Origin of the sequence: Nocardioides turkmenicus, assembly GCF_011045035.1 — a bacterium.
GTDB classification, from domain to species: domain Bacteria; phylum Actinomycetota; class Actinomycetes; order Propionibacteriales; family Nocardioidaceae; genus Nocardioides; species Nocardioides turkmenicus.
Genome location: NZ_JAALAA010000001.1, coordinates 373,456 through 395,042 on the forward strand (window position 1 = coordinate 373,456; position 21,587 = coordinate 395,042).

Consider the following 21,587-nt stretch of genomic DNA (forward strand, 5'->3'; position numbering starts at 1 on the left):
GTCAGGGCCAGGCCATCCGTACGTCGGGGGTCTTCTCCTGGTTGGCGGAGCCGTCGGTGCGCTCGACCTCACGCAGGCCGTGGCGGGCGTAGAACGCCCGCGCCGGGGTGTTCATCTCGAAGACCCAGAGACCGAAGCCGTCGGGGGCCAGGGACTTCACCAGGTCGAGCAGCATGGTGCCGAGGCCGGTGCCCTGGGCGCGGGGGTGGACGAAGAGGTCGTCGAGCCAGGTCGGGGTGAAGGCGGCGAAGGCCGAGACCTGGCCGGCGACCTCGGCGACCCAGACCTGCGACCCCTTCTGGGGTGCGAGCACCTTCACCGCGAGCCACTCCCGGATGTCGGAGACCGGGTAGATCGGCGGGGGCATCGGCGCCGCGGCCCGGGCCTCGACGTAGGTGGTGAGGATCTCGGCGATGTCCTCGGGCTCCGCCGGGCGGAGCACCGTCTCAGTGCGCGTCGCGGATGACATCGAGAGCGTGCTGGAGATCGTCGGGGTAGGTCGACTCGAACGTGACGTACTCGCCGGTCTCCGGGTGCTCGAAGCCGAGCTGCACCGCGTGCAGCCACTGCCGCTCGACACCGACGCGGCGGGCCAGGGCCGGATCGGCTCCGTAGGTCAGGTCGCCGACGCACGGGTGCTTCAGCGCGGACATGTGCACACGGATCTGGTGGGTGCGCCCGGTCTCGAGGTGGATCTTCAGCAACGAGGCGAACCGGTGCGCCTCGAGCGTCTCGTAGTGCGTCACCGAGTGGCGCCCGTCGGCCCGGACGGCGAACTTGTAGTCGTACTTCGGATTCCGTCCGATCGGGGCGTCGATCGTCCCCTCGAGCGGATCCGGATGGCCCTGGACCAGCGCGTGGTAGGTCTTGTCGACCGTACGCTGCCGGAACGCGTTCTTGAGAACGGAGTAGGCGTGCTCGGACTTGGCGATCACCATCACGCCCGAGGTGCCGACGTCGAGGCGCTGGACGATGCCCTCGCGCTCCTTGGCCCCCGAGGTGGAGATCCGGAAGCCGGCCGCGGCGAGGTGGCCGACGACGGTCTGCCCCTGCCAGCCCGGCGAGGGGTGCACGGCCACGCCGACGGGCTTGTCGATCACCACGAAGGCGTCGTCGTCGTAGATGATCTTGATGCCCTCGACGATCTCGGGCTTGATCTCGAGCGGGTCGGCCTGGGACGGGATCGTGGCGTCGAGCATCGACCCCGCGCTGACCCGGTCGCTCTTGGCCACGGCCGAGCCGTCCACGGTCACCAGACCCTCGGCGATCAGCTCCGCGGCCCGGGTGCGGGACAGTCCGAACAGTCGCGCCATGGCGGCGTCGACCCGCTCCCCCTCCAGACCGTCGGGGACGAGCAGCGTGCGCTGGTCGGCGTGGCCGAAGTTCACTTCGCCTCGCCCTCGGAGACGTCCGCGGCCCCGCCGTCGATGGTGCCGTCGAGCCCGATCCCCTTGAACGAGAGGATCACGATCAGCACCGCCGCGACGTTGATGCACATGTCGGCGACGTTGAAGATCGGCCAGTTGGGCAGCTGCAGGAAGTCGACGACGTGGCCGACGTAGAAACCGGGCTCGCGCAGCAGCCGGTCGATCAGGTTGCCGCTGACTCCCGCGATGAGGAGGCCGAGCGCGAACGCCCAGCCGCGGTGACGCACCCGGCGCGCGAACCAGAGCACGCCGATCGTGGCCGCGATCGACAGGGTCGTGAAGACCCAGGTGTAGCCGGTCCCCGTCGAGAACGCCGCTCCCGGGTTGCGGATGATGTTGAGCTGCAGCACCGAGCCGATCAGCTCCTGCGGCTGCCCGGGAACGAGCGTCGCGACCGCCCAGAGCTTCGTGAGCTGGTCGATGACCAGCAGAAGCACTGCGACGGTCGCGAACTCGGCCCATCGAACAGGGCGCACGTCGGACTCAGGACCGGTGTGTGCGTCGCTCAGCGACGCTCCTCGCGCTGCTTGCATGTCATGCACAGTGTGGCACGCGGGAACGCCATGAGCCGCATCTTGCCGATCGGCTGCCCGCAGGACTCACAGATGCCGTACGTCCCGTCCTCGAGGTAACCCAGGACCCGCTCGATCTGCGCCAGCTTGTCCTTCTCGCTGTTGACCACGGTCAGCTCGTGGTCACGCTCGAAGCTGGTCGCCCCCATGTCGGCCTGGTCCTGGCCGGCGCCGTCGCCGGAGTCCTTCATCAGGCCGGAGAGCTCGGTCTCGAGGGCGGTGAGCACCTCGAGGCTGTGGGCCCTCATCTCGTGGAGCTCGTCGACGACCTCGTTGAGCTCGTCCTTGGTCCACGGGTCCTCGCCGTCCTTGACCTTCAGCTGGTCAGGAGATACGACGGTCTTGGTTGCTTTCTTAGGCACGGCACTCGCTTTCTGGTGTGAGACACGGCCCCCCGGGCCGCACGGTGGTCAGGTTTGGCTAGGCGCTCGCCGTGGCCACCGACGTGGAAGCCATGACGTAGGAGCTGGTATTCCCAGAAAGCTCGGGCGACATCACCTGGACGCGCCCGACTGCCGCGCTGGCGCGACACCTCATCGGTACAGACATGGAGTCCCCTTTCTCCTGCCATCACTTCGCGCCGCCGAGTCGGTGCGGAGTGCGTGCCCGGAATGTAGCCCGGGATCGTGCTCCACTCAACTAACACACCGAAACTGCACTCATATTGGTCCGCAGCGTGGAAAAACCGCACAATCCACGTACAGGACCCATCTCACCTGCTACAACGCGTTTCCGTGCCGTACCCGTCAGAAGGCCGGGACATGCGCATCGGCCGGCCCCGCGACGCGGGACCGGCCGATGGAAGCCTGACTACGAGGACCTCAGCCCTCGTCTTCCCCCAGGATGGAACGCAAGCGCTTGGGCGCCGGGCCCGACTCGTTGACGGCGGCCGCCATGACGGGCGCCTGTGACTCAGCCGAGTTGTTCAGCGCGTCGAGCTGCTGCGTGAAGTAGCTCTTCAGACGCGAACGGTACTCACGCTCGAAGTTGCGCAGCGTGTCGACCTCGGTGGTCAGGTTGTCCTTCTCACGCTCCAGCTCGCCGAAGAGCTGCTGACGACGCTCGGCGGTCTCGCTGTCGAGCATCTGCGCACGGGTGCGCGCGTCGGCCTCCATGCGGTCCGCCTTCGCCTTCGCCTCCGACTCGAGGCGCTCGGCCTTGGTGCGGGCCTCGCCGACGATCTTGTCGGCGTCGTTCTTGGCGGTGTCGATGAGCGCGTCGTGGTTGCGCGTGGCCAGCTCGAGCAGTCGCGCCGCGGCGTTGGAGGCCTCCGGCACGGTCTCGACCCGGATCGTCTCGATGCCGCCGGTCTGCGGTGCCTCCTGGTACATCGGCATCTGGTGCGAGACCGGCTCGGGGGCCGGCATCGGCTCAGGAGCAGGCGGCTCGGGAGCCATCGGGAAGGACGGACCCCCACCCGACTGCGCAGATGCCAACTTCCCGCGAAGGTCGTCGTTCTCCCGGGTGAGACGTGCCAGTTCGGCCTCGACCTCGTCGAGGAACTGATCCACCTCGCCCATGTCGTAGCCCTCGCGGAGCCGGACGGGAGTAAAGCGCTTGTTGCTCACGTCCTCTGGCGTCAGCGGCATGACCTCACCCATTCATTACTCGGTTGACTCAGACGTACGGACTGCACCGCCGGGGGGGCGGCATCAGGTTAATGCTGTCGAAACTCTAGCGCCTGTCCGTAGACATGCCAGATGCGGACCGCATCCAGGCACCCACAGGCAGGTGTCGAAGGCTTCAGCTCTGGTTGAAGAAGCCGCCCTCAACGATCCTCTGCTTGGCCTCAGCCGTGACCGAAACGTTCGCAGGTGAGATAAGAAACACCTTGTTGGTGACCCTCTCGATGTTCCCATAGGTAGCAAAGATCAAGCCCGCGGCAAAGTCGACAAGCCGTTTCGCGTCCGCGTCGTTCATCTCGGTGAGGTTCATGATCACCGGCGTCCCGTCGCGGTAGTTCTCGCCGACCTGACGCGCTTCGTTGTAGGACGTCGGGGTCAGCGTGATGATCTTGGAAAGCTCTGCCACTGCTGGCACCACCGTTGCTCGTCGCCGCTCGGAAAGGTCAGCCACGGGGGCCGGACGGGACTGCTTCGACCGCACCGGCGCCTTGACGGCCTCGTGGGAGCGGGTCTCGTCGTCATCACCCTCGTAGACGTCGTCGTCGTACCCGGTGTCCTCGAGCAGGCCGAGGTATTCACCGAACCTGCGCATAGCGCCGCTCATGTTCCCACCTTCCCCAGAGTATTGCTTCCCGAGACATTACTTGACAGTTGGCCTCTCTCCGAGGACCGCAGACCCGACACGTACGTGTGTCGCGCCATGGGCAATCGCCTGTTCCAGGTCGCCACTCATCCCCGCCGACAGCACCGTCGCCTCGGGATACTCGACCAGGAAGTCCTCCCGGATCCGCGCCAGCCGGACGAAGGCCGGGTCCGGGTCCTCGCCGAGCGGAGCGACCGCCATCAGGCCCCGCAGACGGAGCCCGTCGGTCGCCTCGACCTCGGCAGCGAGGTCGCGTACGTCACCGGGGTCCGCCCCGGCACGCCCCTCGCGCCCGGGCGGGTCGAGGGAGACCTGCAGGAGCACGTCGAGGATCTGGCCGCGCTCCCCGGCGCCACGGCTCAGCCGGGGCAGCAGCGAGGAGCGGTCGACGGACTCGACCACGTCGGCGTAGCCGGCCACGGCCGCCGCCTTGTTGGACTGAAGCCCGCCGATGTAGTGCCAGCGCAGCCCCAGGTCGGCGCACTCGGCCGCCTTGGCCGCCGCCTCCTGGTGGCGGTTCTCGCCGACGTCGGTGACGCCGAGGCCGGCCAGGATGCGTACGTCGGAGGCCGGGAAGAACTTGGTGACGACGATCAGGTGGACGTCGTCGGCGGGGCGGCCGGCGGCCTTGGCCGCCGCGGCGATCCGCTCGCGGGTCTCGGCGAGCCCCTCGGCGATCTCCTCGGTGCGGTCGCCCATCAGGCACCCCGCAGCCGGATCAGGGCACCCAGCGACATGCCGGCGCCGTCACGGCGGTAGGAGTAGAGGTCCTCGGACTCGCGGGTGCAGCGGCTCGCGTCGACCGTCTCGACACCCTCGCGGGCCAGCTGGGAGAGCACTCCGGCCCCGACGTCGAGGCTGGGGGTGCCCCAGCTCGTGGTGGCGCGCGCAGCCGGCTCGACCGCGGCGATCTCCTCCTGCATCTCGGCAGGCACCTCGTAGCACTTGCCGCACACGTGCGGTCCCACCCAGGCGGTGATCCGGGTCGCGCCGAGGGCGCGCATCCGGGCGAGGGTCGCGGGCACGACGCCGGCCGCCATCCCCTTGCGTCCGGCGTGGGCCGCACCGATGACCCCGGCGGCCTCGTCCGCGAACAGCACGGGTACACAGTCGGCGGTCCGGACCAGCAGCACCAGGTCGCGCTCGGTGGTGACGATGCCGTCCGCCTCCGGGCGGACGCCGCACTCCGCGTCGACGACCGCGTCGCCGTGGACCTGGTAGAGGTCGGCGTAGGGAGCGCCGTCGGCGAAGTCGGCCAGCAGCAGCCGGTGGTTCTCGGCCTTGGCCTCCGGGGAGTCCGATCCGTTGATCGCCAGGTTGAGCTCGGCGTAGGGAGCACGGCTGACCCCGCCGTACCTGTCGGTGAACGCCAGGTCGACGAGGCCTGCGGAGGCTCGGAAGGAGTACAAGAAGGGGCCTTACTTCAAACTGTGCTTACTTCAGGAAATCGGGAACGTCGAGCTCATCATCGCTGAACTGCACGCTCGGGGCCGGCTTCTTGGCGACCGGAGCGGGCTCGGCCGGCGGAGCCGCGGGCGGAGGGGTCGCGGGAGCGGCCGGCTTGGCGGGCGCGGGCTTCTCCGGCGCCGCGGCCGGAGCCTCGGCGGCCTCCTCGGTGCGCCGGGTCGCGACCGCGGTGGCCACGGCGGCGGTCTCGCCGTTGTCGGCCGGCCGCGAGCCGGTGGACCGGCCCTGCACGCTACCGAGCGCCGAGGCGCCCTCGCGACGCTTCGGCATGCCGCCGTCGAAGCCGGCCGCGATCACCGTGACGCGGACCTCGTCGCCGAGCGCGTCGTCGATGGTCGCACCGAAGATGATGTTGGCCTCCTGGTGGACCGCGTCGGCGACCAGGGCGGCGGCCTCGTTGATCTCGAAGAGGCCGAGGTCGGAGCCGCCGGCGATCGAGAGCAGGACGCCGTGGGCGCCGTCGATGGACGCCTCCAGCAGCGGCGAGGAGACGGCCATCTCGGCGGCCTCGACGCTGCGGTTGTCGCCGCGGGCGGAGCCGATGCCCATCAGCGCCGATCCGGCGTTGGACATGACCGACTTCACGTCGGCGAAGTCGAGGTTGATCAGGCCGGGCGTGGTGATCAGGTCGGTGATGCCGGAGACACCCTGCAGCAGCACCTGGTCGGCCTGACGGAACGCGTCCATCACCGAAACGTTGCGGTCGGAGATCGACAGCAGCCGGTCGTTGGGGATGACGATGAGGGTGTCGACCTCCTCGCGGAGCTTCGTGATCCCCTCCTCGGCGGAGTTGGCGCGACGACGGCCCTCGAAGGCGAACGGGCGGGTCACCACACCGATGGTCAGGGCACCGAGGCTGCGGGCGATGCGGGCCACGACCGGAGCGCCGCCCGTGCCGGTGCCGCCGCCCTCGCCGGCGGTCACGAAGACCATGTCGGCGCCCTTGATGACCTCTTCGATCTCGTCGGCGTGGTCCTCGGCGGCGCTCTCCCCCACGCTCGGGTTGGCGCCGGCACCGAGACCGCGGGTGAGCTCACGGCCGATGTCGAGCTTGACGTCGGCGTCGCTCATCAGCAGCGCCTGGGCGTCGGTGTTGATGGCGATGAACTCGACCCCCTTGAGGCCGACCTCGATCATCCGGTTGACAGCGTTGACGCCGCCGCCACCGATGCCGACGACCTTGATGATCGCCAGATAGTTCTGTGCAGCTCCCACGGTGGTCGCCCCTTCGATCGCTGGTTGGTCCTTACGGCGGGTCTCTCAACCCTTACCCTCAGGCTGAGGGTTATAGTTATGTCAACCTCGCCGTTCTCAGAACAGTAGGCAGACGTACGTCCTCAAACTGGCGCGACACGCGGGCACAGATCAGTTGTGCCGATCCGTTGCCGTCCGGTAGGGAAGATCTCCGCTCCGGATCAGTCGACGCTCTTGCTGGTGACGGGCTGGCCGGGCACGGAGACGTCGTAGCGGGCCACGTCGGGCTCCGCCTTCATCAGCGCCACCAGCACGTCGGCCTTGGTGTCGGACTGGGCACTGCTCCCCCACACCACACGCTTGTCGCTGCGCAGCTCCAGCGAGATCGAGTCGACCGTGGTGACCTCGACGTAGTCGACCCGCTTGGCCAGGTCGGCCGGGAGCGCCGAGGCCACCGCGGCGGCCTCGCGGAGCGCATCGGAGTTGGTGCCGGTCACGGTGTTCACCTTCGGCAGGCCGGCCGGCGCCTTCTTGTAGTCCCAGAAGACGGTGCCGGTCTCGTCCAGTGCCCGGAGCCTGCCACCGATCGACACGACCGCGACCGGCGTACGTTCGGTGACGTCGATGCGGATCTTGTCGGGCCACTCGCGCGAGACGTTGACCGAGCGCACCATCGGCAGGCCGTTGAGCACCCGCACCTGCACGGCCTCGAGGTCGGCGGTGGCCAGCGGCTCGCCGACCGGAGCCGCCGCGAACTCGGCGACCGCCTTGGCGCTGGTCATCTTCATGGTGCCGTGCACCGAGGTGCCCTTGACCTGCAGCCAGGTGGAGAAGTAGACGGCCCAGATCCCGCCGAGCAGGAGGGCGATGACCAGCGTGCCGACGATGAGGTAGCGCCAGGCGAGCCAGCGCCGTCGCCACTGGCGGCGGGCGAAGGCCTTGCGGCTCTTCAGGGTCGCGGCGTCGACCGCCGGCCGCTCGGGCTCCTGCTCCCCGGTCGGCTCGTCGCCCGCCTCGTCGGTCGCCTCGGCTCCGGCTTCCGCCTCCACCGAGTCGAGGTCCAGCTCACGCTCCCCGGACGCCGACTGGGCGATCTCCAGGGCCTGGGCGATCTCGGTGTCCGACCCCTTCTCCCCCATGCTCGCCTCCCCCAGCGTTACTGCTCTGCCGTACGCAGCTTGGCAAGCACCATCGGACCCACCTCGGTCACGGTACCTGCCCCGAGCGTCAGAACCAGGTCACCCGGACGGGCGCGGCGGGCCAGCTCGTCCGCCGCCTGCTCGAGCCCTTCGACGGCGACGACACGGTCCGCCGGGAGCGGGACCGCGTCGGCGACCAGCTTGCCGGTGACCTCGGGGTCGTAGTCCTCGCGGGCGAGGTAGACGTCGAGGACGACGACCTCGTCGGCGGCACCGAGCACGCGGCCCATCTCCTCGCCGAAGATGCGGGTGCGCGAGACCATGTGGGGCTGGAAGGCGACGACCAGTCGCCCCTCCCCCGCCACGGACCGGCCGGAGACGAGGTCGCCGGCGATCTCGGAGGGGTGGTGGGCGTAGGAGTCGTAGACGCGTACGCCTGCGGCCTCGCCCTTGCGCTCCATCCGCCTCCGGGTGCCGGTGAACGACTCCAGACCCGCCTTGAGCAGGTCGAAGGAGTGGCCGAGGCGCAGACCGACGGTCAGCGCGGCAAGCGCGTCGGCGACGTAGTGGCGCCCCGGGATCTGCAGCGTGACCCGGCCCAGCTCGTCGAGCCCGTCGACGACCGTGAACGAGGAGGTGGTGCCCTCCAGGACGACATCGACGGCGCGTACGTCGGCCAACTCCGACTCACCGACGCCGATGAAGCGGCGGCCGAGCGAGTGGGCGACGTGGCGCAGGTCGGCGGCGCCCGGGTCGTCGATGACCGCGACCAGGAAGCCGTCGGGGGCGAGGCGCCCCACGAACTGGGCGAAGCCCTCGCGGTAGGCCTCCTCGGTGCCCCACTGGTCGAGGTGGTCGGCCTCGACGTTGGTGACGACCGCGGCGTAGGGCTTGTAGACCAGGAAGGCACCGTCGGACTCGTCGGCCTCGGCGACGAAGAGGTCGCCGGAGCCCTCCGCGGCGTTGGTGCCGGAGGCGGCCAGCTCGCCGCCGACCGTGTAGGTCGGCGCGGCGCCCGCGGCCTGCAGCGCGACGGTCAGCAGCGAGGTCGTGGTGGTCTTGCCGTGGGTGCCGGCGACGGCGAGGACACGGCGACCCTCCATGACCGAGGCCAGGCCGGCCGAGCGCGGGTAGATCCGCAGGCCCTTCTCGACGGCCGCGACGTACTCGGGGTTGTCCTCGCGGATCGCAGTGGAGACGATCAGCGTGTCGACGCCCTCGACCTGGGAGGCGTCGTGGCCGACGTAGACGGTCGCGCCCTCCTCGCGCAGCGCCGCGACCATCGAGGAGTCGGCACCGTCGCTGCCGGAGACCTGGATCCCGCGGGCCAGCATGACCCGGGCGATCGCCGACAGGCCGGCACCGCCGATGCCGATGAAGTGGACCTTGCCCAGCTGCTCGGCGGGAAGGATGTGCTCAGGAACCGGAACCCTCATGACCTACCTCCTCCTGCGACGACCTCGAAGATCATCCGCGCCAGCCGCTCGTCCGCGTCGCGCGGGACCAGGTCGCTGGCCGCCTTCGACATCGCCTCGAGCCGGGCGCGGTCGGTGACGATCGGGGGTACGTTGCCGGCGACCCAGCCGGCGTTCATCTCGGCGTCGGGGACCAGCACCGCGCCACCGGCCTCGACGACCGCCCGCGCGTTGAGCGACTGCTCGCCGTTGCCGATCGGGAGGGGTACGTAGACCGCCGGGACACCCACCGCGCTCGCCTCGATCACCGAGTTGGCGCCGGAGCGGCAGATCATCAGGTCGGCCGCGGCGAGCGCGAGGTCCATCCGGTCGACGTAGTTGAGCACGTGGTAGCCGGGGCCGGGCGAGGCGAGCTCGTTCTTCGGGCCGATCACGTGGAGCACCTGGATGCCGTTGCTGGCCAGCGTCCGGTAGGCGCCGGAGACCGCCTCGTTGATGGTGCGGGCGCCCTGCGAGCCGCCGGTGACCACGACGGTCGGGCGGTGCTGGTCGAGCCCGAAGAAGCTGCGGGCCTCGGCGCGCAGCGCCCAGCGGTCCAGCGTCGAGATCATCCGGCGGATCGGCAGGCCGATGTATTCGGCCTTCGGCAGCTTGGTGTCGGGGAAGCTGACCGCCACCCGGTCGGCGACCCGGGCACCCGCCTTGTTGGCGAGCCCGGGCATCGCGTTGCCCTCGTGCACGACGATCGGGATGCGACGCCGCTTCGCGGCGAGATAGGCCGGCATCGAGACGTACCCGCCGTAGCCGACGACCACGTCGGGACGGACCCGGTCGAGCACCTCGTACGTCGCGTCGACAGCGCCCTTGAGGTTGGCCGGCACCTTCAGCAGGTCGCTGCTGAGCTGACGCGGCATCGGCACCGGCGGGATCAGCTCGAGCGGGTATCCCGCGGCGGGGACCACCTGGTTCTCCAGGCCGCGAGGCGTGCCGAGGCAGGTCACCTCCACGCTGGGGTCGAGACGGCGCAGGGCGTCAGCCGTGGCGAGCAGAGGGGATGTGTGTCCAGCGGTGCCACCGCCGGCGAGGAGGGCCTTCATGATGCGTCAGAACTTATCGGTTGCGTTGAGCGGACCGGTAGGCGGCTGCCTGGCGTGCCCGATCCTTTGCCAAGGCTTTACGCTGCTTCAGCGCCGCGGCCGCCGCCGGTTCGCGGCGGGCGAAGCCGATCACGACACCGAGCGCGACCATCGACGGGATCAGCGCCGAGCCGCCGTAGGAGACCAGCGGCAGCGGGATGCCGATGACCGGCAGCAGGGCGAGCACCATGCCGACGTTGATGATCATCTGGCCGAGCAGCCAGACCAGGACACCGAAGCTGAAGTAGCGGACGAACGGCCGGTCGGTCTGGCGCGCGACCTTGACCAGCGCGAAGGCGAGGGTCAGGAAGAGACCGACGACCAGGAGCGTGCCGACCAGGCCCAGCTCCTCACCCAGCACCGCGAAGATGTAGTCGGTGTGGGCCTCGGGCAGGTCGCCCCACTTCTGCTGGGACGCGCCGATCCCCTGCCCCAGCACGCCGCCCGAGCTGAGCGCGTAGAGACCGTGGGAAGGCTGCCAGCCCTGTCCGTGGTAGTCCTTGAACGGGTCGGCGAAGCTGGTCAGCCGGGCGAGCCGCTCGGTGTCGGTGCTGATCAGGAAGAGCACCGAGACGCCGATGATCGAGATCGCCATCCCGAAGAGCTTGCCCGGTGCGCCGACGACCCACAGCATCCCGAGCACGATCGCGAAGAAGACCAGCGCGGTGCCGAGGTCCCGGCCGGCGAGGACGAGCCCGGTGGCCAGCGCGATGCCGGGCAGGACCGGCATCAGCACCTCGTGGAGACTGTCGAGCCGGCGCTCCTTGAGCGCATAGACGTGGGCCGCCCACAGCACGATCGCCAGCTTGGCGATCTCGGACGGCTGGATCTTGACCGGACCGGCGCCGATCCAGTTCTGCTGCCCGTTGACGTCGTGACCCAGGAAGATGGTGAGGAAGAGCAGCACGCAGGCGACGACGTATCCCGGCCAGGCCAGGCGTCGCAGGTGCTTCGGCTTGATCCTGGAGGCGATGAACGCGCACGGGATGCCGATGATCACCCAGAGCACCTGCCGCCCGACGATCGCGTAGGAGTTGCCCATCTGGGTGTAGGCCCACACGCTCGAGGCGCTCAGCACCATGATCAGCCCGATGGTCAGCAGCAGCGCCGTGCTGGTGAGCAGCAGGTAGTAGGCGGCCAGCGGCCGGTTCAGCGCGACCCGCAGCGCATGGAACCACGCCTTGAGGTAGCCGAGCACCGTCTTCGGGTACGCCTTGGCCTGCTCGGCCGAGCCGGAACCGGTCTGGTCGGGGCTGGTGGTCGTCACGGGCCTACCTCCCAGTTCCCGCTCCAGTACGTCCGTTACATTCTCGCCGCCGTCTCGGCGCTCGGGGCGCATCTGCCTCCGCGTGTCGGCTCCCCGCCCGCGGCGGGTCAGACGGTGCGGCGTACGGCGTCGGCGAAGGCGTCGCCGCGCGCCTTGTAGTCGCGGAACTGGTCCTGGCTGGCGCAGCCGGGGGCCAGGAGCACGGTGTCGCCGGGCTTGGCCAGGGCGGCGGCGATCTCGACGGCCTCGGCGAGAGCGGCCTCGCCGTCGGGCTCGTCGAGCTGGACGACCTCGATGCCACCGGCATGGGCGGCGAGGGCGGAGGCGATCACGTCCCTGTCCTGGCCGATCAGGATGACGGCGCGCAGCCGGTCGTGGATGGAGGCGACCAGGTCCTCGAACCGAGCGCCCTTGGCCAGGCCGCCGGCGATCCAGACCACCGGGTCGTAGGCCTGCAGCGAGGCCTGCGCGGCGTGCGGGTTGGTGGCCTTGGAGTCGTCGACCCAGGTGACGCCGCCGACCTCGGCGACGACCTCGATGCGGTGGCCGTCGGGGCGGAACGACTTCAGGCCGTCGCGTACGGCTGCCTGGGAGACGCCGTGGGCCCGAGCGAGCGCGGCGGCGGCGAGCGCGTTCTGGACGTAGTGGGGCGCGGAGGAGGCCAGGTCGGAGATCTGGCACAGCTCCGCGGCGGAGGTCTGGCGCTCCTCGATGAAGGCCCGGTCGACCAGGATGTCCTCGACGACGCCGACCTGGCCGACGGCCGGGGTGCCGAGCGTGAACCCGATGGCGCGGGCGCCCTCGACCACGTCGGCCTCCTCGACCAGGTGCATGGTGGCCTCGTCGGCGACGTTGTAGACGCAGGCCCGCTCGACGCCCTCGTAGACGCGGCCCTTGTCGGCGGCGTACTCCTTCATCGAGGGGTACCAGTCGAGGTGGTCCTCGGCGATGTTGAGGACGACGGCGGCCTCGGCGGCCATCGACGAGGTGTAGTGGAGCTGGAAGGAGGAGAGCTCGACGGCGAAGACGTCGTAGGGCTCGGGGTCCATCACGGCCTCGACGATCGGCAGGCCGACGTTGCCGACGGCGACGGACCGCAGCCCGGCCGTACGCAGGATGTTGTCGAGCATCTGCACGGTCGTGGTCTTGCCGTTGGTGCCGGTGACCGCCAGCCAGGGGGCGGCGTTGTCGGGGTCGCGCAGCCGCCAGGCGAGCTCGACCTCTCCCCAGATCGGGATGCCGCGCTCGCGCGCCTGGGCGAGCAGCGGCGCGGTCGGGCGCCAGCCGGGCGAGGTGACCACGACGTCGACGTCGTCGGGCAGCACGTGGGTGGCGCCCTCGCCGAGGCGTACGTCGGCACCCAGGATGCCGAGGAGCTTGGCCTTCTCCTGGCGCTCCTCGTCACCCGGGGACTCGTCCAGGGCGATCACGGAGGCACCCAGGTGGGTGAGGTTGTCGGCGGCCGCGAAGCCGGAGACGCCGAAGCCGGCGACGACCGCCCGCACGCCCTCCCAGGAGTCGTTGCGGCCGAGCTTGTCGAGGTTCTCGAGGTCCATCAGATGGTCGCCACCCATTCGGCGTAGAAGATTCCCAGACCGGCCGCGACGCAGAGGCCGGTGATGATCCAGAACCGGATCACCACGGTCACCTGTTCCCAGCCGAGCATCTCGAAGTGGTGATGGATCGGGGTCATCCGGAAGATGCGCTTCGGGGTGCCGGTCACCTTGCGGGTGATCTTGAACCAGCCCGTCTGCAGGATCACGGAAACCGTCTCGGTGACGAAGAGGCCGCCGAGGATGATCAGCAGGAACTCGGTGTGGGACAGGATCGCGAAGCCGGCCAGCACGGAGCCGAGCGCGAGCGAGCCGGTGTCGCCCATGAAGATCTTCGCGGGGCTCGCGTTCCACCACAGGAAACCGATGCACGCGCCGCTGATCGCGGCGCCGAGGATCGCCATGTCGAGCGGGTCGCGCACCTCGTAGCAGGTGCCGATCTCCACGCTCGGGCGGCCGCAGCGCTGGTTGTTCTGCCAGATCGAGATGATCGTGTAGGCCGCGAAGACGATCGCCGAGGACGCCGCCAGCAGGCCGTCGAGGCCGTCGGTGAGGTTGGTGGCGTTGGACGTGCCGGTGACCATGATCCAGAAGATGCCCAGCAGCAGGGCGCCGCCGAGCCAGTAGAGGACACCGTCGCCGCCGAGGAAGTGGGGCCCGAAGTCTCGGATGAAGGAGAGCTGGTCGGCCGCGGGCGTGATGCCGTCGTCGTTGGCCAGGCCGGGGTGGATCGCCACCGCGCCGAAACCGACCGCGACCAGCGTCTGCCCGACCATCTTGGACCACGCGCGCAGACCGAGGTTGCGCTGCATGAAGACCTTGATGAAGTCGTCGACGAAGCCGACCGCGGCCATGCCCACCAGCAGGAAGAGCAGCAGGTAGGCGGTCGCGCTCGGGGCGTCGCCGGTCAGCAGCTTGGCCGCGAAGTAGCCCACCACGACCGAGATCACGATGGCGACGCCACCCATGGTCGGCGTGCCGCGCTTGGTGCGGTGGGTGGTCGGCCCGTCCTCCCGGATCTCCTGGCCGTAGCCCAACTTCGTGAACTGTACGATCGCAAATCGGGTGCCGAGCAGCGAGAACAGAAGCGCAATCGCTCCGCTCAGCAAGATCGCTCTCATGTCAGCCGGGTGCCTTCCTTGCCATGCCGTTCCATGTCCTTGCCCCCGGGCCGGTGTGCATAGCGAAGACACCGGCCCCGGGCATTCTTCCCTACGGCTTCGCCGGCTCTGCGGCACCCCGCCGTATCGGCCCGTCGATCAGTGTGAGGACAGCGCCTCACGGACGACCTCGCGGTCGTCGAACGGGTGGGTCACACCGTTGATCTCCTGGCCCGTCTCATGCCCCTTACCTGCGACGACGACGATATCGCCCGGCTCGGCGAGACCGATCGCACGCTCGATCGCAGCCCGCCGGTCGCCGATCTCCTCGACGCTCGCGGACCCGCCGGTGGTGCCCTCCAGCACCTGCCGCCGGATGCTCGCCGGGTCCTCGGTGCGGGGGTTGTCGTCGGTGACGATCACGTGGTCGGCCAGACGGGCGCTGATCTCCCCCATGATCGGCCGCTTGCCGGTGTCACGGTCTCCCCCGGCCCCGATCACCACGATCAGCCGGGACTCGGTCAGCGGGCGGAGGGTGCCGAGCGCGGCCTCGACCGCGTCCGGCTTGTGCGCGTAGTCGACCACGACGGTGAACGGCTGGCCCTCGTCGATCCGCTCGAGGCGCCCCGGGACGCCGGACCCCTTGGCGAGGGCGGTGGCGACGCTGCGTACGACATCGTCGCTCTGGTACGCATGGTGGATGCTCGCCAGAGCCGCGAGGGTGTTGCTGACGTTGTAGTCCCCGGCCAGCGGGCTGGCGGCGGGGAACGACAGGCCGTCGGGGCCGTGGACGGTGAAGGTGGACCCGTCGGGGCGCAGGTCGACGTCGGTGGCGCGCCAGTCGGCGGTGTCGTCGTGGAGGGCGTAGGTGAGGATCGGGATGGTCGCCTCGGCGGCGAGCCGGCGGCCGTGCTCGTCGTCGATGTTGACGATGCCCAGCTTCGCCCGCTCCGGGGTGAACAGATCGGCCTTGGCGGCGTAGTAGTCCTCGACCGTCTCGTGGAAGTCGAGGTGGTCACGGCCCAGGTTGAGAAACACGGCGACGTCGAAGACGACCCCGTCGACGCGGCCCATCACCAGGGCGTGGGAGGAGACCTCCATCGCGCACGCCTCGGTGCCCTCCTCCACCATCCGGGCGAAGAGGCCGTGCAGGTCGGGCGCCTCCGGCGTGGTCAGCGGCGTCTTCACGTCGTGACCGCCGATTCGGGTGCCGACGGTGCCGATCACCCCGGCGCGGTGGCCGGCGTCGAGCAGCGCGCTCTCGGCGAGCCGCGTGGTCGTGGTCTTGCCCTGGGTGCCGGTCACCCCGATCAGCTTCAGCCTGCCCGACGGGTTGCCGTAGACGCGGGCCGAGAGGGCGCCGAGCACCGTGCGCGGCTGCTCCACGAGCAGCGTCGGCACCTCGCCGAGGCCCTGGGACTCCAGCACCCCGGCGCCAGCCGCGTCGGTCAGCACCGCCACCGCGCCGGCCTCGATCGCACCGGCCGCGTACGTGGCGCCGTGCGCGCGGCTGCCGGGGAGTGCGGCGTAGAGGTCACCGGGCAGCACTCGTTGGGAGCTCAGCGTGACCCCCGTGACGCGTGCCTCGCCACGGACGTCCAGGCCGAGCTCATCGGCCAGGTCGGCCAGCGTCACCGGCTCGGTCACTCGGGGGCGGGTCGGGCTCTTCGGGTCCGCCGTCTCGTACGCACTGCTCACCAGGCGAAGGTTATCCGCCCGGCGGGACGAGGTCCCGCCGGGCCGACCTCAGGCGTGGCGCAGCGAGCCTCAGCCGGCGGGCTGCAGCGACGGCGCGGCGGTCTCGGCGGTCTCGGCGGTCTCGGCAGGCTCAGGGCGCTCGGCGGCCGTGATCAGCCGGTGGCCGCTGGCCAGGACGGGGATCGCGACCAGGAACGCCGCGGCGCCGACGTAGAAGGCCACCGACTGCTCGGTCGCCTCCGCGATCTTCCCGGCGGCGAACGGGGCGAGGCCACCGCCGATGAAGCGTACGAACCCGTAGGCCGAGGACGCGATCGGCCGCTCCACCGGCGAGACCAGCATGACCGCCTGGGTGGTCAGGGTGTTGTTGAGCCCGACGAAGATGCCCGACAGGATCACGGCCACGATCACCACCGTCGGTGAGGAGACGCCCAGGCCGATGACGGCGAGCAGGATGCCGAGGCCGAGCAGGTTGACGTAGAGGGTCGCGGCGGTGCCGAAGCGGCGCTGCGCCCACGGCGCGCCCCACACGGCGAAGACGGCGACCAGGATGCCCCAGGCGAAGAAGACCCAGCCGAGCTGGAGCGGGTCGTGGAGACCCATCGGGTAGGGCGCGTAGCCGAGCAGGGTGAAGAAGCCCCAGTTGTAGAGCAGCGCCATGATGCCCATGGTCAGCAGCCCGCGGTGGCGCAGCGCGGCCAGCGGGGCCACCAGCGAGACCTTCTTCTCCGGCTTCGGCGTCGGCGGCAGGAAGACCAGCGTCGCGACAAGCGCGATCGCCATCAGCGCGGAGACACCGAAGAACGGGCCGCGCCAGGAGATGCCGCCGAGCACGCCACCGAGGAGCGGGCCGACCGCGATCCCGAGGCCCAGCGCGGTCTCGTACAGGATGATCGCACCCGCGAACCCACCCGTCGCCGAGCCGACGATCACCGCCAGGCTCGTGGAAATGAACAGCGCGTTGCCCAGTCCCCAGCCGGCCCGGAAGCCGACGATGCCGTCCACGCCGTCGACCGTGCCGGCCAGCCCGGCGAACACCACGATCAGCACCAGACCGAGGATCAGGGTCCACTTCGCGCCGATCCGGCTGGAGACCCAGCCGACCCCGAGCATCGCCACCGCGGTCACGACCAGGTAGCTGGTGAACAGCAGCGACACCTGCGCGGGCGTCGCCTCCAGCTCCTCGGCGAGCACCGGCAGGATCGGGTCGACGAGCCCGATGCCCATGAACGACACCACGCACGCGAACGCGACCGCCCACACGGCGCGAGGTTGCTTGAACGGACTTGCGACAGCTGCCCCAGAGTGGGAGCCCATACTTCTTGCCTCTTCTCAGACGTTTGTTTCTCGTACGCGTCACCGGCAGGCCGGCGTGTCAGGAATCGAGCACGGCGTCGACCAGCCGGCCCAGCGCGGGCAGCGCGGCCGCGATCGCGGCACGGTCCTCGGCGGAGACCCTGGCCAGCGCGGCGTCGAGCACCCGGGCCCGCTGGCCGCGCCTGGTCTCGAGGACCTCTCGCCCGGCAGCGGTGATCTCGAGCAGGACCGCTCTACGGTCTGCGTCGTCGGCGACGCGGGCGACCAGCGCTTGCTGGGTGAGCCGGTTGACCAGCTGCGTCATCGCAGGCTGGCTGACCCCGGCGATCCTGGCGAGGTCGGTGACCCGCTGCGCTCCCGTCCGGGCCAGTACGCCGAGCACCGTCGCCGCGGTCGGCGAGATGTCTCCCGCCGTCGACACCTCACGCACCAGTCGCACCACCTTCTCGAGGGCGAGCGACAGGTCACGGCCGGAGGCTGGCGACGTACTCACCACAGAAACATAACATATCTATGTTATGTTTCTGGTTGCGGAGCAGCTGTCTCATCCGTCACAGCGCACAGGCTACGAGCGCGCCTCACCAACCAGTAGGCATCTTCGACGGCTCGGTGCCCGTCGGGGGGACACCGTAGCGGCGCAGCGCGAAGGACATGATCTGCGAGAAGACAGGGCCGGTGACGGAACCACCGCCACCGCCGTTGCCGGGGTTGTGGATGGCCACGTAGACCGTGAAGCGGGGGTCGTCGGTGGGGGCGAAGCCGCCGAAGGAGACCGTGGTGGTGCCGTCGTAGCACTTGCACTCGGAGTTGACCCGCTGCGCGGTGCCGGTCTTGCCGGAGACCCGGTAGCCGGGGACGGCGGCCTGCTTGGCGGTGCCGTTGACCGGGTCGTTGATGACCCGCTCCATCATCTCCGCGGTCTGGGTGGCGGCCTCCTGGGACACCACCCGGTTGCGCTCGGCGGTGTCGGTGCCGACCTCGGCGCCGGAGTTGTTGGTGGCGCTCCCGACGATCAGGCTCGGGTCGATGCGTACGCCGCCGTTGGCGATCGTGTTGAGCGCGGCGGTCATCTGCACGGCGTTGACCGAGATGGACTGGCCGAAGTCGATGCGGTCCTCGTTGGCGTCGTTCCAGGTCTCCGGCGAGGCCAGCAGACCCGCCGACTCGGTGTCGAGGCCGAGACCGGTGCGCTGGCCCTGGCCGAAGGCCGACAGGTACTCGCGCAGCTGGCCGTCGGCGTACTTGTCGGCAGCCATCACGGTGCCGATGTTGGAGGACTTCGCGATCACGCCGGCGAGGGTGAGCTTCTCGACGCCGTGGGGATACCAGTCGCGGATCGGTGCGCCGCCGGACATGTAGGACTCCGGCACCCGGATCCGGGTCGACGGTGAGACGAGCCCCTGGTCGAGGAGGCCGGCGACGGTGAGCACCTTCTGCACCGAGCCCGGCTCGTAGACGTTGGAGAGGGCGTTGCTCCCCCGCAGCGCCTTCGGCGAGGCCGCAGGGTCCCGGGCGTCGAAGGTCGGGTAGTCGACGAGGCTGAGGATCTCGCCGGTCTGGGTGTCCATGACCACGGCCATCCCCGACTCCGCGCGCGACTTCTGCACCGCGTCCATCAGGGTCTGCTGCACGTAGTACTGCAGGTCGCGGTCGATGGTGAGGGTCAGGTCGTTGCCGTTGACGGGGTCGACGCGGTTGTTGGTGCCCAGCGGCATCCGGGTGCCGCTGACCGGGCTGGTCGCGTCGTACTCGGCGTGGCCGTCCTTGCCGGCCAGGTGCTTGTCGAAGGCGGCCTCGAGACCGGCGAGGGGGCCGTCGTTGCCCATGAAGCCGACCAGGTTGGCCGCGACGTCACCGTTGGGGTAGTTGCGCAGCGGGTCACGGCTGGTCCACAGCCCCTGGAAGCCCTCCTTGCCCGCCTTCTCCACCGCGGCGGTGGCCTGGGTCGCGGGCACCTGACGCTTGATGTACTGGAACCGGCTGCCGTCCTTGCGCAGCTTGGCCAGCGCCGAGGCGTAGTCGACACCGAGCTCCTTGGCCAGGAACGCGGCGATCGCCGGGGCGTCCTTCTTGGTCTGCTTCGGGTCGGCCAGGACCATCAGCCCGTCGGAGGAGTCGGCCAGCGCCTCGCCGTCCCGGTCGAGGATCTCGCCCCGCTCGGCCGGCAGCACGACGTCGACGACGTTCTCGGCGGCCGCCATCGCGGCGTACGAGTGGGGGTCGATGCCCTGCAGCTGCACTAGCCGGCCACCGAAGACCGAGAGGACCATCGCCACCAGGATGAAGCCGACGCGGAGCCGGATGTGCACCGGCCCGCGTCGCTGCGTGGCCTTGGGGCCCGGGCGTCGCGCCGGCCGGCGGACCTTCCGCTGGAGCTGTCGCCTGGCCATCGCTCTCCTCCCCTACCGGGCCTCGCCCGTGGACGTACGCTGCTCCTCGGCCGCCTGCTTCTCTGCCGCCTCCTGGCGCTTCTTCTCCGCCAGCTCGGCCGCCTTCTTCTTCGCCGCGGCCGCCTCGGCCGCCTTCTGCTCGGCGACCTGCACGCTGTAGGGCTTGGCCACCTTCGGGTGCAGCGGCGGTGTCGCGGAGCGGTCGGCCGGCACCGCCTCGCCCTCGACCTTGGCCTCGGGTACCCGCAGCATGGCCGCGTTCTGTGGGACGACCATGCCCAGCTTCTTCGCCGCGGCAGCGATCTTGTGCGGGTCCTCCATCTTCTTCAGCTCACCGTCGAGCGCCTGCTCCCGGGCGGCCAGGGTGGTCGCCTGCTCCTGGAGGCGCTGCTCCTGGAAGGCCGACTGCTGCATGGAGGTGTTGAAGACGAGCAGACCCACGACCCCGCCGACGAGCAGCATCGACACGAGCACGACGAACGGCAGCCGCGGGGCCAGCGGGGCCGGAAGCGGCTCCGGGACGGCGGCGAGCCGGGGCTGGGTGGTCTCGGCCGCCCGGTCCGGGCGGCGCGCGGGCGCCTGTGGCGCGGCGGCGATGCTCATCTGGTCGCTCCAGGGGTTGACTTGGCTGTGTTGTCTCGTGGGTTGGATCGGGGCTTGATGCGCTCCACCGCGCGCAGTCGCACCGAGGCGGCGCGCGGGTTCTCCTCGATCTCTTCCTCGGTGGCCTGCTCGGCACCACGGGTGAGCAGGCGGAAGGACGGCTCCGCGTCGGGCGGCACGAACGGCAGGTCGGGAGGTACGTCCAGCTTGGTCGCCTCGGCGAAGGCCCGCTTGGTGAGCCGGTCCTCCAGCGAGTGGTAGGACTCGACGACCACGCGTCCGCCGACGCCGACGGCCTCGAGCGAGGCCGGCAGTGCCGTACGCAGCGCCCCGAGCTCGTCGTTGACCTCCATCCGCAGCGCCTGGAAGGTGCGCTTGGCCGGGTGGCCGCCGGTGCGACGGGCCGGTGCCGGGATCTCCGCGTAGAGGAGCTCCACGAGCGGTCCCGAGGTCGTGAACGGCTGCTTCTCGCGACGCTTGACCACGGCGTGGGCGATCTTCTTGGCGAACTTCTCCTCGCCGTAGTCCCGCAGGATCCGGGTCAGGTCCGCCACCGAGTAGGTGTTGAGGACGTCCGCCGCGGTCTGGCCGCGGGTCGCGTCCATCCGCATGTCGAGCGGCGCGTCCTCGGCGTAGGCGAACCCACGCTCCCGCTGGTCGAGCTGCATCGAGGAGACGCCGAGGTCGAAGAGCACCGCCTGGACCTCGTCCAGACCCTGCCCGGCGACCACGTCGAGGATCTCGTCGTAGACCGCGTGGACGCCGGTCCAGCGGTCGCCGAAGCGCGCCAGCCGCTCCCCGGCGATGCCGAGGGCGTAGGTGTCGCGGTCGATGCCGATCACCCGTGAGCCGGGGACGCGCTCGAGGACCGCCTCGGTGTGGCCGCCGTGACCGGTCGTGCAGTCGACGAGGACACCGCCGTCGGCGAGCGCCGGCGCGAGCAGGTCGACGATGCGGTCGAGCATCACCGGCACGTGCTTCTGGTTCGTCACCGCCTCGACCCCCATCGCACGGCTTCGTCTGGTGTGTGTTCTCCCCCGC

21 protein-coding genes are annotated in these 21,587 nt (G+C 70.1%); all 21 read right to left on the bottom strand.

The annotated features are described in order from the left end of the window. Position 1: 1 nt before the first annotated feature. On the bottom strand, positions 2–469 hold the full coding sequence (locus G5C66_RS01785; RefSeq protein WP_165109104.1) for a GNAT family N-acetyltransferase: 468 nt from the start codon (positions 467–469) through the stop codon (positions 2–4). Next, the gene (locus G5C66_RS01790) at positions 447–1,388 is read right to left on the bottom strand and encodes an RluA family pseudouridine synthase (RefSeq protein WP_165109106.1); all 942 of its coding nucleotides are present in this window, start codon (positions 1,386–1,388) and stop codon (positions 447–449) included. Before G5C66_RS01790 ends, G5C66_RS01785 begins: the two co-directional genes overlap by 23 nt. Next, a complete protein-coding gene (gene lspA / locus G5C66_RS01795; protein ID WP_206443579.1) occupies positions 1,385–1,960 on the bottom strand; it encodes a signal peptidase II in 576 nt (191 codons plus the stop codon). The genes G5C66_RS01790 and lspA overlap by 4 nt, the downstream gene beginning before the upstream one ends. Further along, a complete protein-coding gene (locus G5C66_RS01800; protein ID WP_165109110.1) occupies positions 1,933–2,361 on the bottom strand; it encodes a TraR/DksA C4-type zinc finger protein in 429 nt (142 codons plus the stop codon). Before G5C66_RS01800 ends, lspA begins: the two co-directional genes overlap by 28 nt. Before the next feature lie 459 nt (positions 2,362–2,820). Beyond that, the gene (locus G5C66_RS01805) at positions 2,821–3,588 is read right to left on the bottom strand and encodes a DivIVA domain-containing protein (protein WP_241248118.1); all 768 of its coding nucleotides are present in this window, start codon (positions 3,586–3,588) and stop codon (positions 2,821–2,823) included. A 154-nt stretch (positions 3,589–3,742) separates the two neighbouring features. After that, positions 3,743–4,228: a cell division protein SepF gene (locus G5C66_RS01810; protein ID WP_165109114.1), complete on the bottom strand. Its 486-nt coding sequence runs from the start codon at positions 4,226–4,228 to the stop codon at positions 3,743–3,745. Positions 4,229–4,264: 36 nt separating this feature from the next. Then, entirely contained in the window at positions 4,265–4,966 is a 702-nt protein-coding gene (locus G5C66_RS01815) for a YggS family pyridoxal phosphate-dependent enzyme (RefSeq protein WP_165109116.1), read from the bottom strand. Next, positions 4,966–5,676: a peptidoglycan editing factor PgeF gene (gene pgeF, locus G5C66_RS01820; protein WP_165109118.1), complete on the bottom strand. Its 711-nt coding sequence runs from the start codon at positions 5,674–5,676 to the stop codon at positions 4,966–4,968. Before pgeF ends, G5C66_RS01815 begins: the two co-directional genes overlap by 1 nt. Before the next feature lie 25 nt (positions 5,677–5,701). Then, on the bottom strand, positions 5,702–6,949 hold the full coding sequence (gene ftsZ / locus G5C66_RS01825; protein WP_165109120.1) for a cell division protein FtsZ: 1,248 nt from the start codon (positions 6,947–6,949) through the stop codon (positions 5,702–5,704). A gap of 200 nt (positions 6,950–7,149) precedes the next feature. After that, the gene (locus tag G5C66_RS01830; RefSeq protein ID WP_165109122.1) at positions 7,150–8,067 is read right to left on the bottom strand and encodes a cell division protein FtsQ/DivIB; all 918 of its coding nucleotides are present in this window, start codon (positions 8,065–8,067) and stop codon (positions 7,150–7,152) included. Positions 8,068–8,084: 17 nt separating this feature from the next. Beyond that, positions 8,085–9,503: a UDP-N-acetylmuramate--L-alanine ligase gene (gene murC / locus G5C66_RS01835; protein ID WP_165109124.1), complete on the bottom strand. Its 1,419-nt coding sequence runs from the start codon at positions 9,501–9,503 to the stop codon at positions 8,085–8,087. Further along, positions 9,500–10,579, bottom strand: a complete 1,080-nt coding sequence (murG, locus tag G5C66_RS01840) for an undecaprenyldiphospho-muramoylpentapeptide beta-N-acetylglucosaminyltransferase (protein WP_165109126.1) — start codon at positions 10,577–10,579, stop codon at positions 9,500–9,502. The genes murC and murG overlap by 4 nt, the downstream gene beginning before the upstream one ends. Positions 10,580–10,592: 13 nt before the next feature. Beyond that, positions 10,593–11,885, bottom strand: a complete 1,293-nt coding sequence (ftsW, locus tag G5C66_RS01845; protein WP_165109128.1) for a putative lipid II flippase FtsW — start codon at positions 11,883–11,885, stop codon at positions 10,593–10,595. A gap of 107 nt (positions 11,886–11,992) precedes the next feature. Then, complete coding sequence (murD, locus tag G5C66_RS01850; RefSeq protein ID WP_165109130.1) at positions 11,993–13,459, bottom strand: UDP-N-acetylmuramoyl-L-alanine--D-glutamate ligase; 1,467 nt, start codon at positions 13,457–13,459, stop codon at positions 11,993–11,995. Then, a complete protein-coding gene (gene mraY, locus G5C66_RS01855) occupies positions 13,441–14,559 on the bottom strand; it encodes a phospho-N-acetylmuramoyl-pentapeptide-transferase (RefSeq protein ID WP_165109132.1) in 1,119 nt (372 codons plus the stop codon). Before mraY ends, murD begins: the two co-directional genes overlap by 19 nt. Before the next feature lie 138 nt (positions 14,560–14,697). Then, positions 14,698–16,236, bottom strand: coding sequence for a UDP-N-acetylmuramoyl-L-alanyl-D-glutamate--2,6-diaminopimelate ligase (locus tag G5C66_RS01860; RefSeq protein WP_478354312.1), 1,539 nt, complete (start codon positions 16,234–16,236; stop codon positions 14,698–14,700). A 69-nt stretch (positions 16,237–16,305) separates the two neighbouring features. Further along, positions 16,306–17,499, bottom strand: coding sequence for an MFS transporter (locus tag G5C66_RS01865; RefSeq protein WP_338144032.1), 1,194 nt, complete (start codon positions 17,497–17,499; stop codon positions 16,306–16,308). Positions 17,500–17,611: 112 nt separating this feature from the next. After that, positions 17,612–18,046 carry a MarR family transcriptional regulator gene (locus G5C66_RS01870; protein ID WP_165109136.1) on the bottom strand — a complete coding sequence of 145 codons (435 nt, stop codon included), beginning with the start codon at positions 18,044–18,046 and terminating at the stop codon, positions 17,612–17,614. A gap of 85 nt (positions 18,047–18,131) precedes the next feature. Further along, a complete protein-coding gene (locus tag G5C66_RS01875; RefSeq protein ID WP_165109138.1) occupies positions 18,132–19,943 on the bottom strand; it encodes a peptidoglycan D,D-transpeptidase FtsI family protein in 1,812 nt (603 codons plus the stop codon). 12 nt (positions 19,944–19,955) lie between these two features. Then, a complete protein-coding gene (gene ftsL, locus G5C66_RS01880) occupies positions 19,956–20,546 on the bottom strand; it encodes a cell division protein FtsL (protein WP_165109140.1) in 591 nt (196 codons plus the stop codon). Beyond that, complete coding sequence (rsmH, locus tag G5C66_RS01885) at positions 20,543–21,553, bottom strand: 16S rRNA (cytosine(1402)-N(4))-methyltransferase RsmH (RefSeq protein ID WP_165109142.1); 1,011 nt, start codon at positions 21,551–21,553, stop codon at positions 20,543–20,545. Before rsmH ends, ftsL begins: the two co-directional genes overlap by 4 nt. Between the last annotated feature and the right edge of the window lie 34 nt (positions 21,554–21,587).

Bases quoted from the DNA above. Each gene is read 5' to 3' on its own strand.
- G5C66_RS01785 (WP_165109104.1), bottom strand. From the start codon at position 469: ATGTCATCCGCGACGCGCACTGAGACGGTGCTCCGCCCGGCGGAGCCC.
- lspA (WP_206443579.1), bottom strand. From the start codon at position 1,960: ATGCAAGCAGCGCGAGGAGCGTCGCTGAGCGACGCACACACCGGTCCT.
- G5C66_RS01805 (WP_241248118.1), bottom strand. From the start codon at position 3,588: ATGCCGCTGACGCCAGAGGACGTGAGCAACAAGCGCTTTACTCCCGTC.
- G5C66_RS01810 (WP_165109114.1), bottom strand. From the start codon at position 4,228: ATGAGCGGCGCTATGCGCAGGTTCGGTGAATACCTCGGCCTGCTCGAG.
- G5C66_RS01815 (WP_165109116.1), bottom strand. From the start codon at position 4,966: ATGGGCGACCGCACCGAGGAGATCGCCGAGGGGCTCGCCGAGACCCGC.
- G5C66_RS01830 (WP_165109122.1), bottom strand. From the start codon at position 8,067: ATGGGGGAGAAGGGGTCGGACACCGAGATCGCCCAGGCCCTGGAGATC.
- murC (WP_165109124.1), bottom strand. From the start codon at position 9,503: ATGAGGGTTCCGGTTCCTGAGCACATCCTTCCCGCCGAGCAGCTGGGC.
- murG (WP_165109126.1), bottom strand. From the start codon at position 10,579: ATGAAGGCCCTCCTCGCCGGCGGTGGCACCGCTGGACACACATCCCCT.
- murD (WP_165109130.1), bottom strand. From the start codon at position 13,459: ATGGGTGGCGACCATCTGATGGACCTCGAGAACCTCGACAAGCTCGGC.
- mraY (WP_165109132.1), bottom strand. From the start codon at position 14,559: ATGAGAGCGATCTTGCTGAGCGGAGCGATTGCGCTTCTGTTCTCGCTG.
- G5C66_RS01875 (WP_165109138.1), bottom strand. From the start codon at position 19,943: ATGGCCAGGCGACAGCTCCAGCGGAAGGTCCGCCGGCCGGCGCGACGC.
- ftsL (WP_165109140.1), bottom strand. From the start codon at position 20,546: ATGAGCATCGCCGCCGCGCCACAGGCGCCCGCGCGCCGCCCGGACCGG.
- rsmH (WP_165109142.1), bottom strand. From the start codon at position 21,553: ATGGGGGTCGAGGCGGTGACGAACCAGAAGCACGTGCCGGTGATGCTC.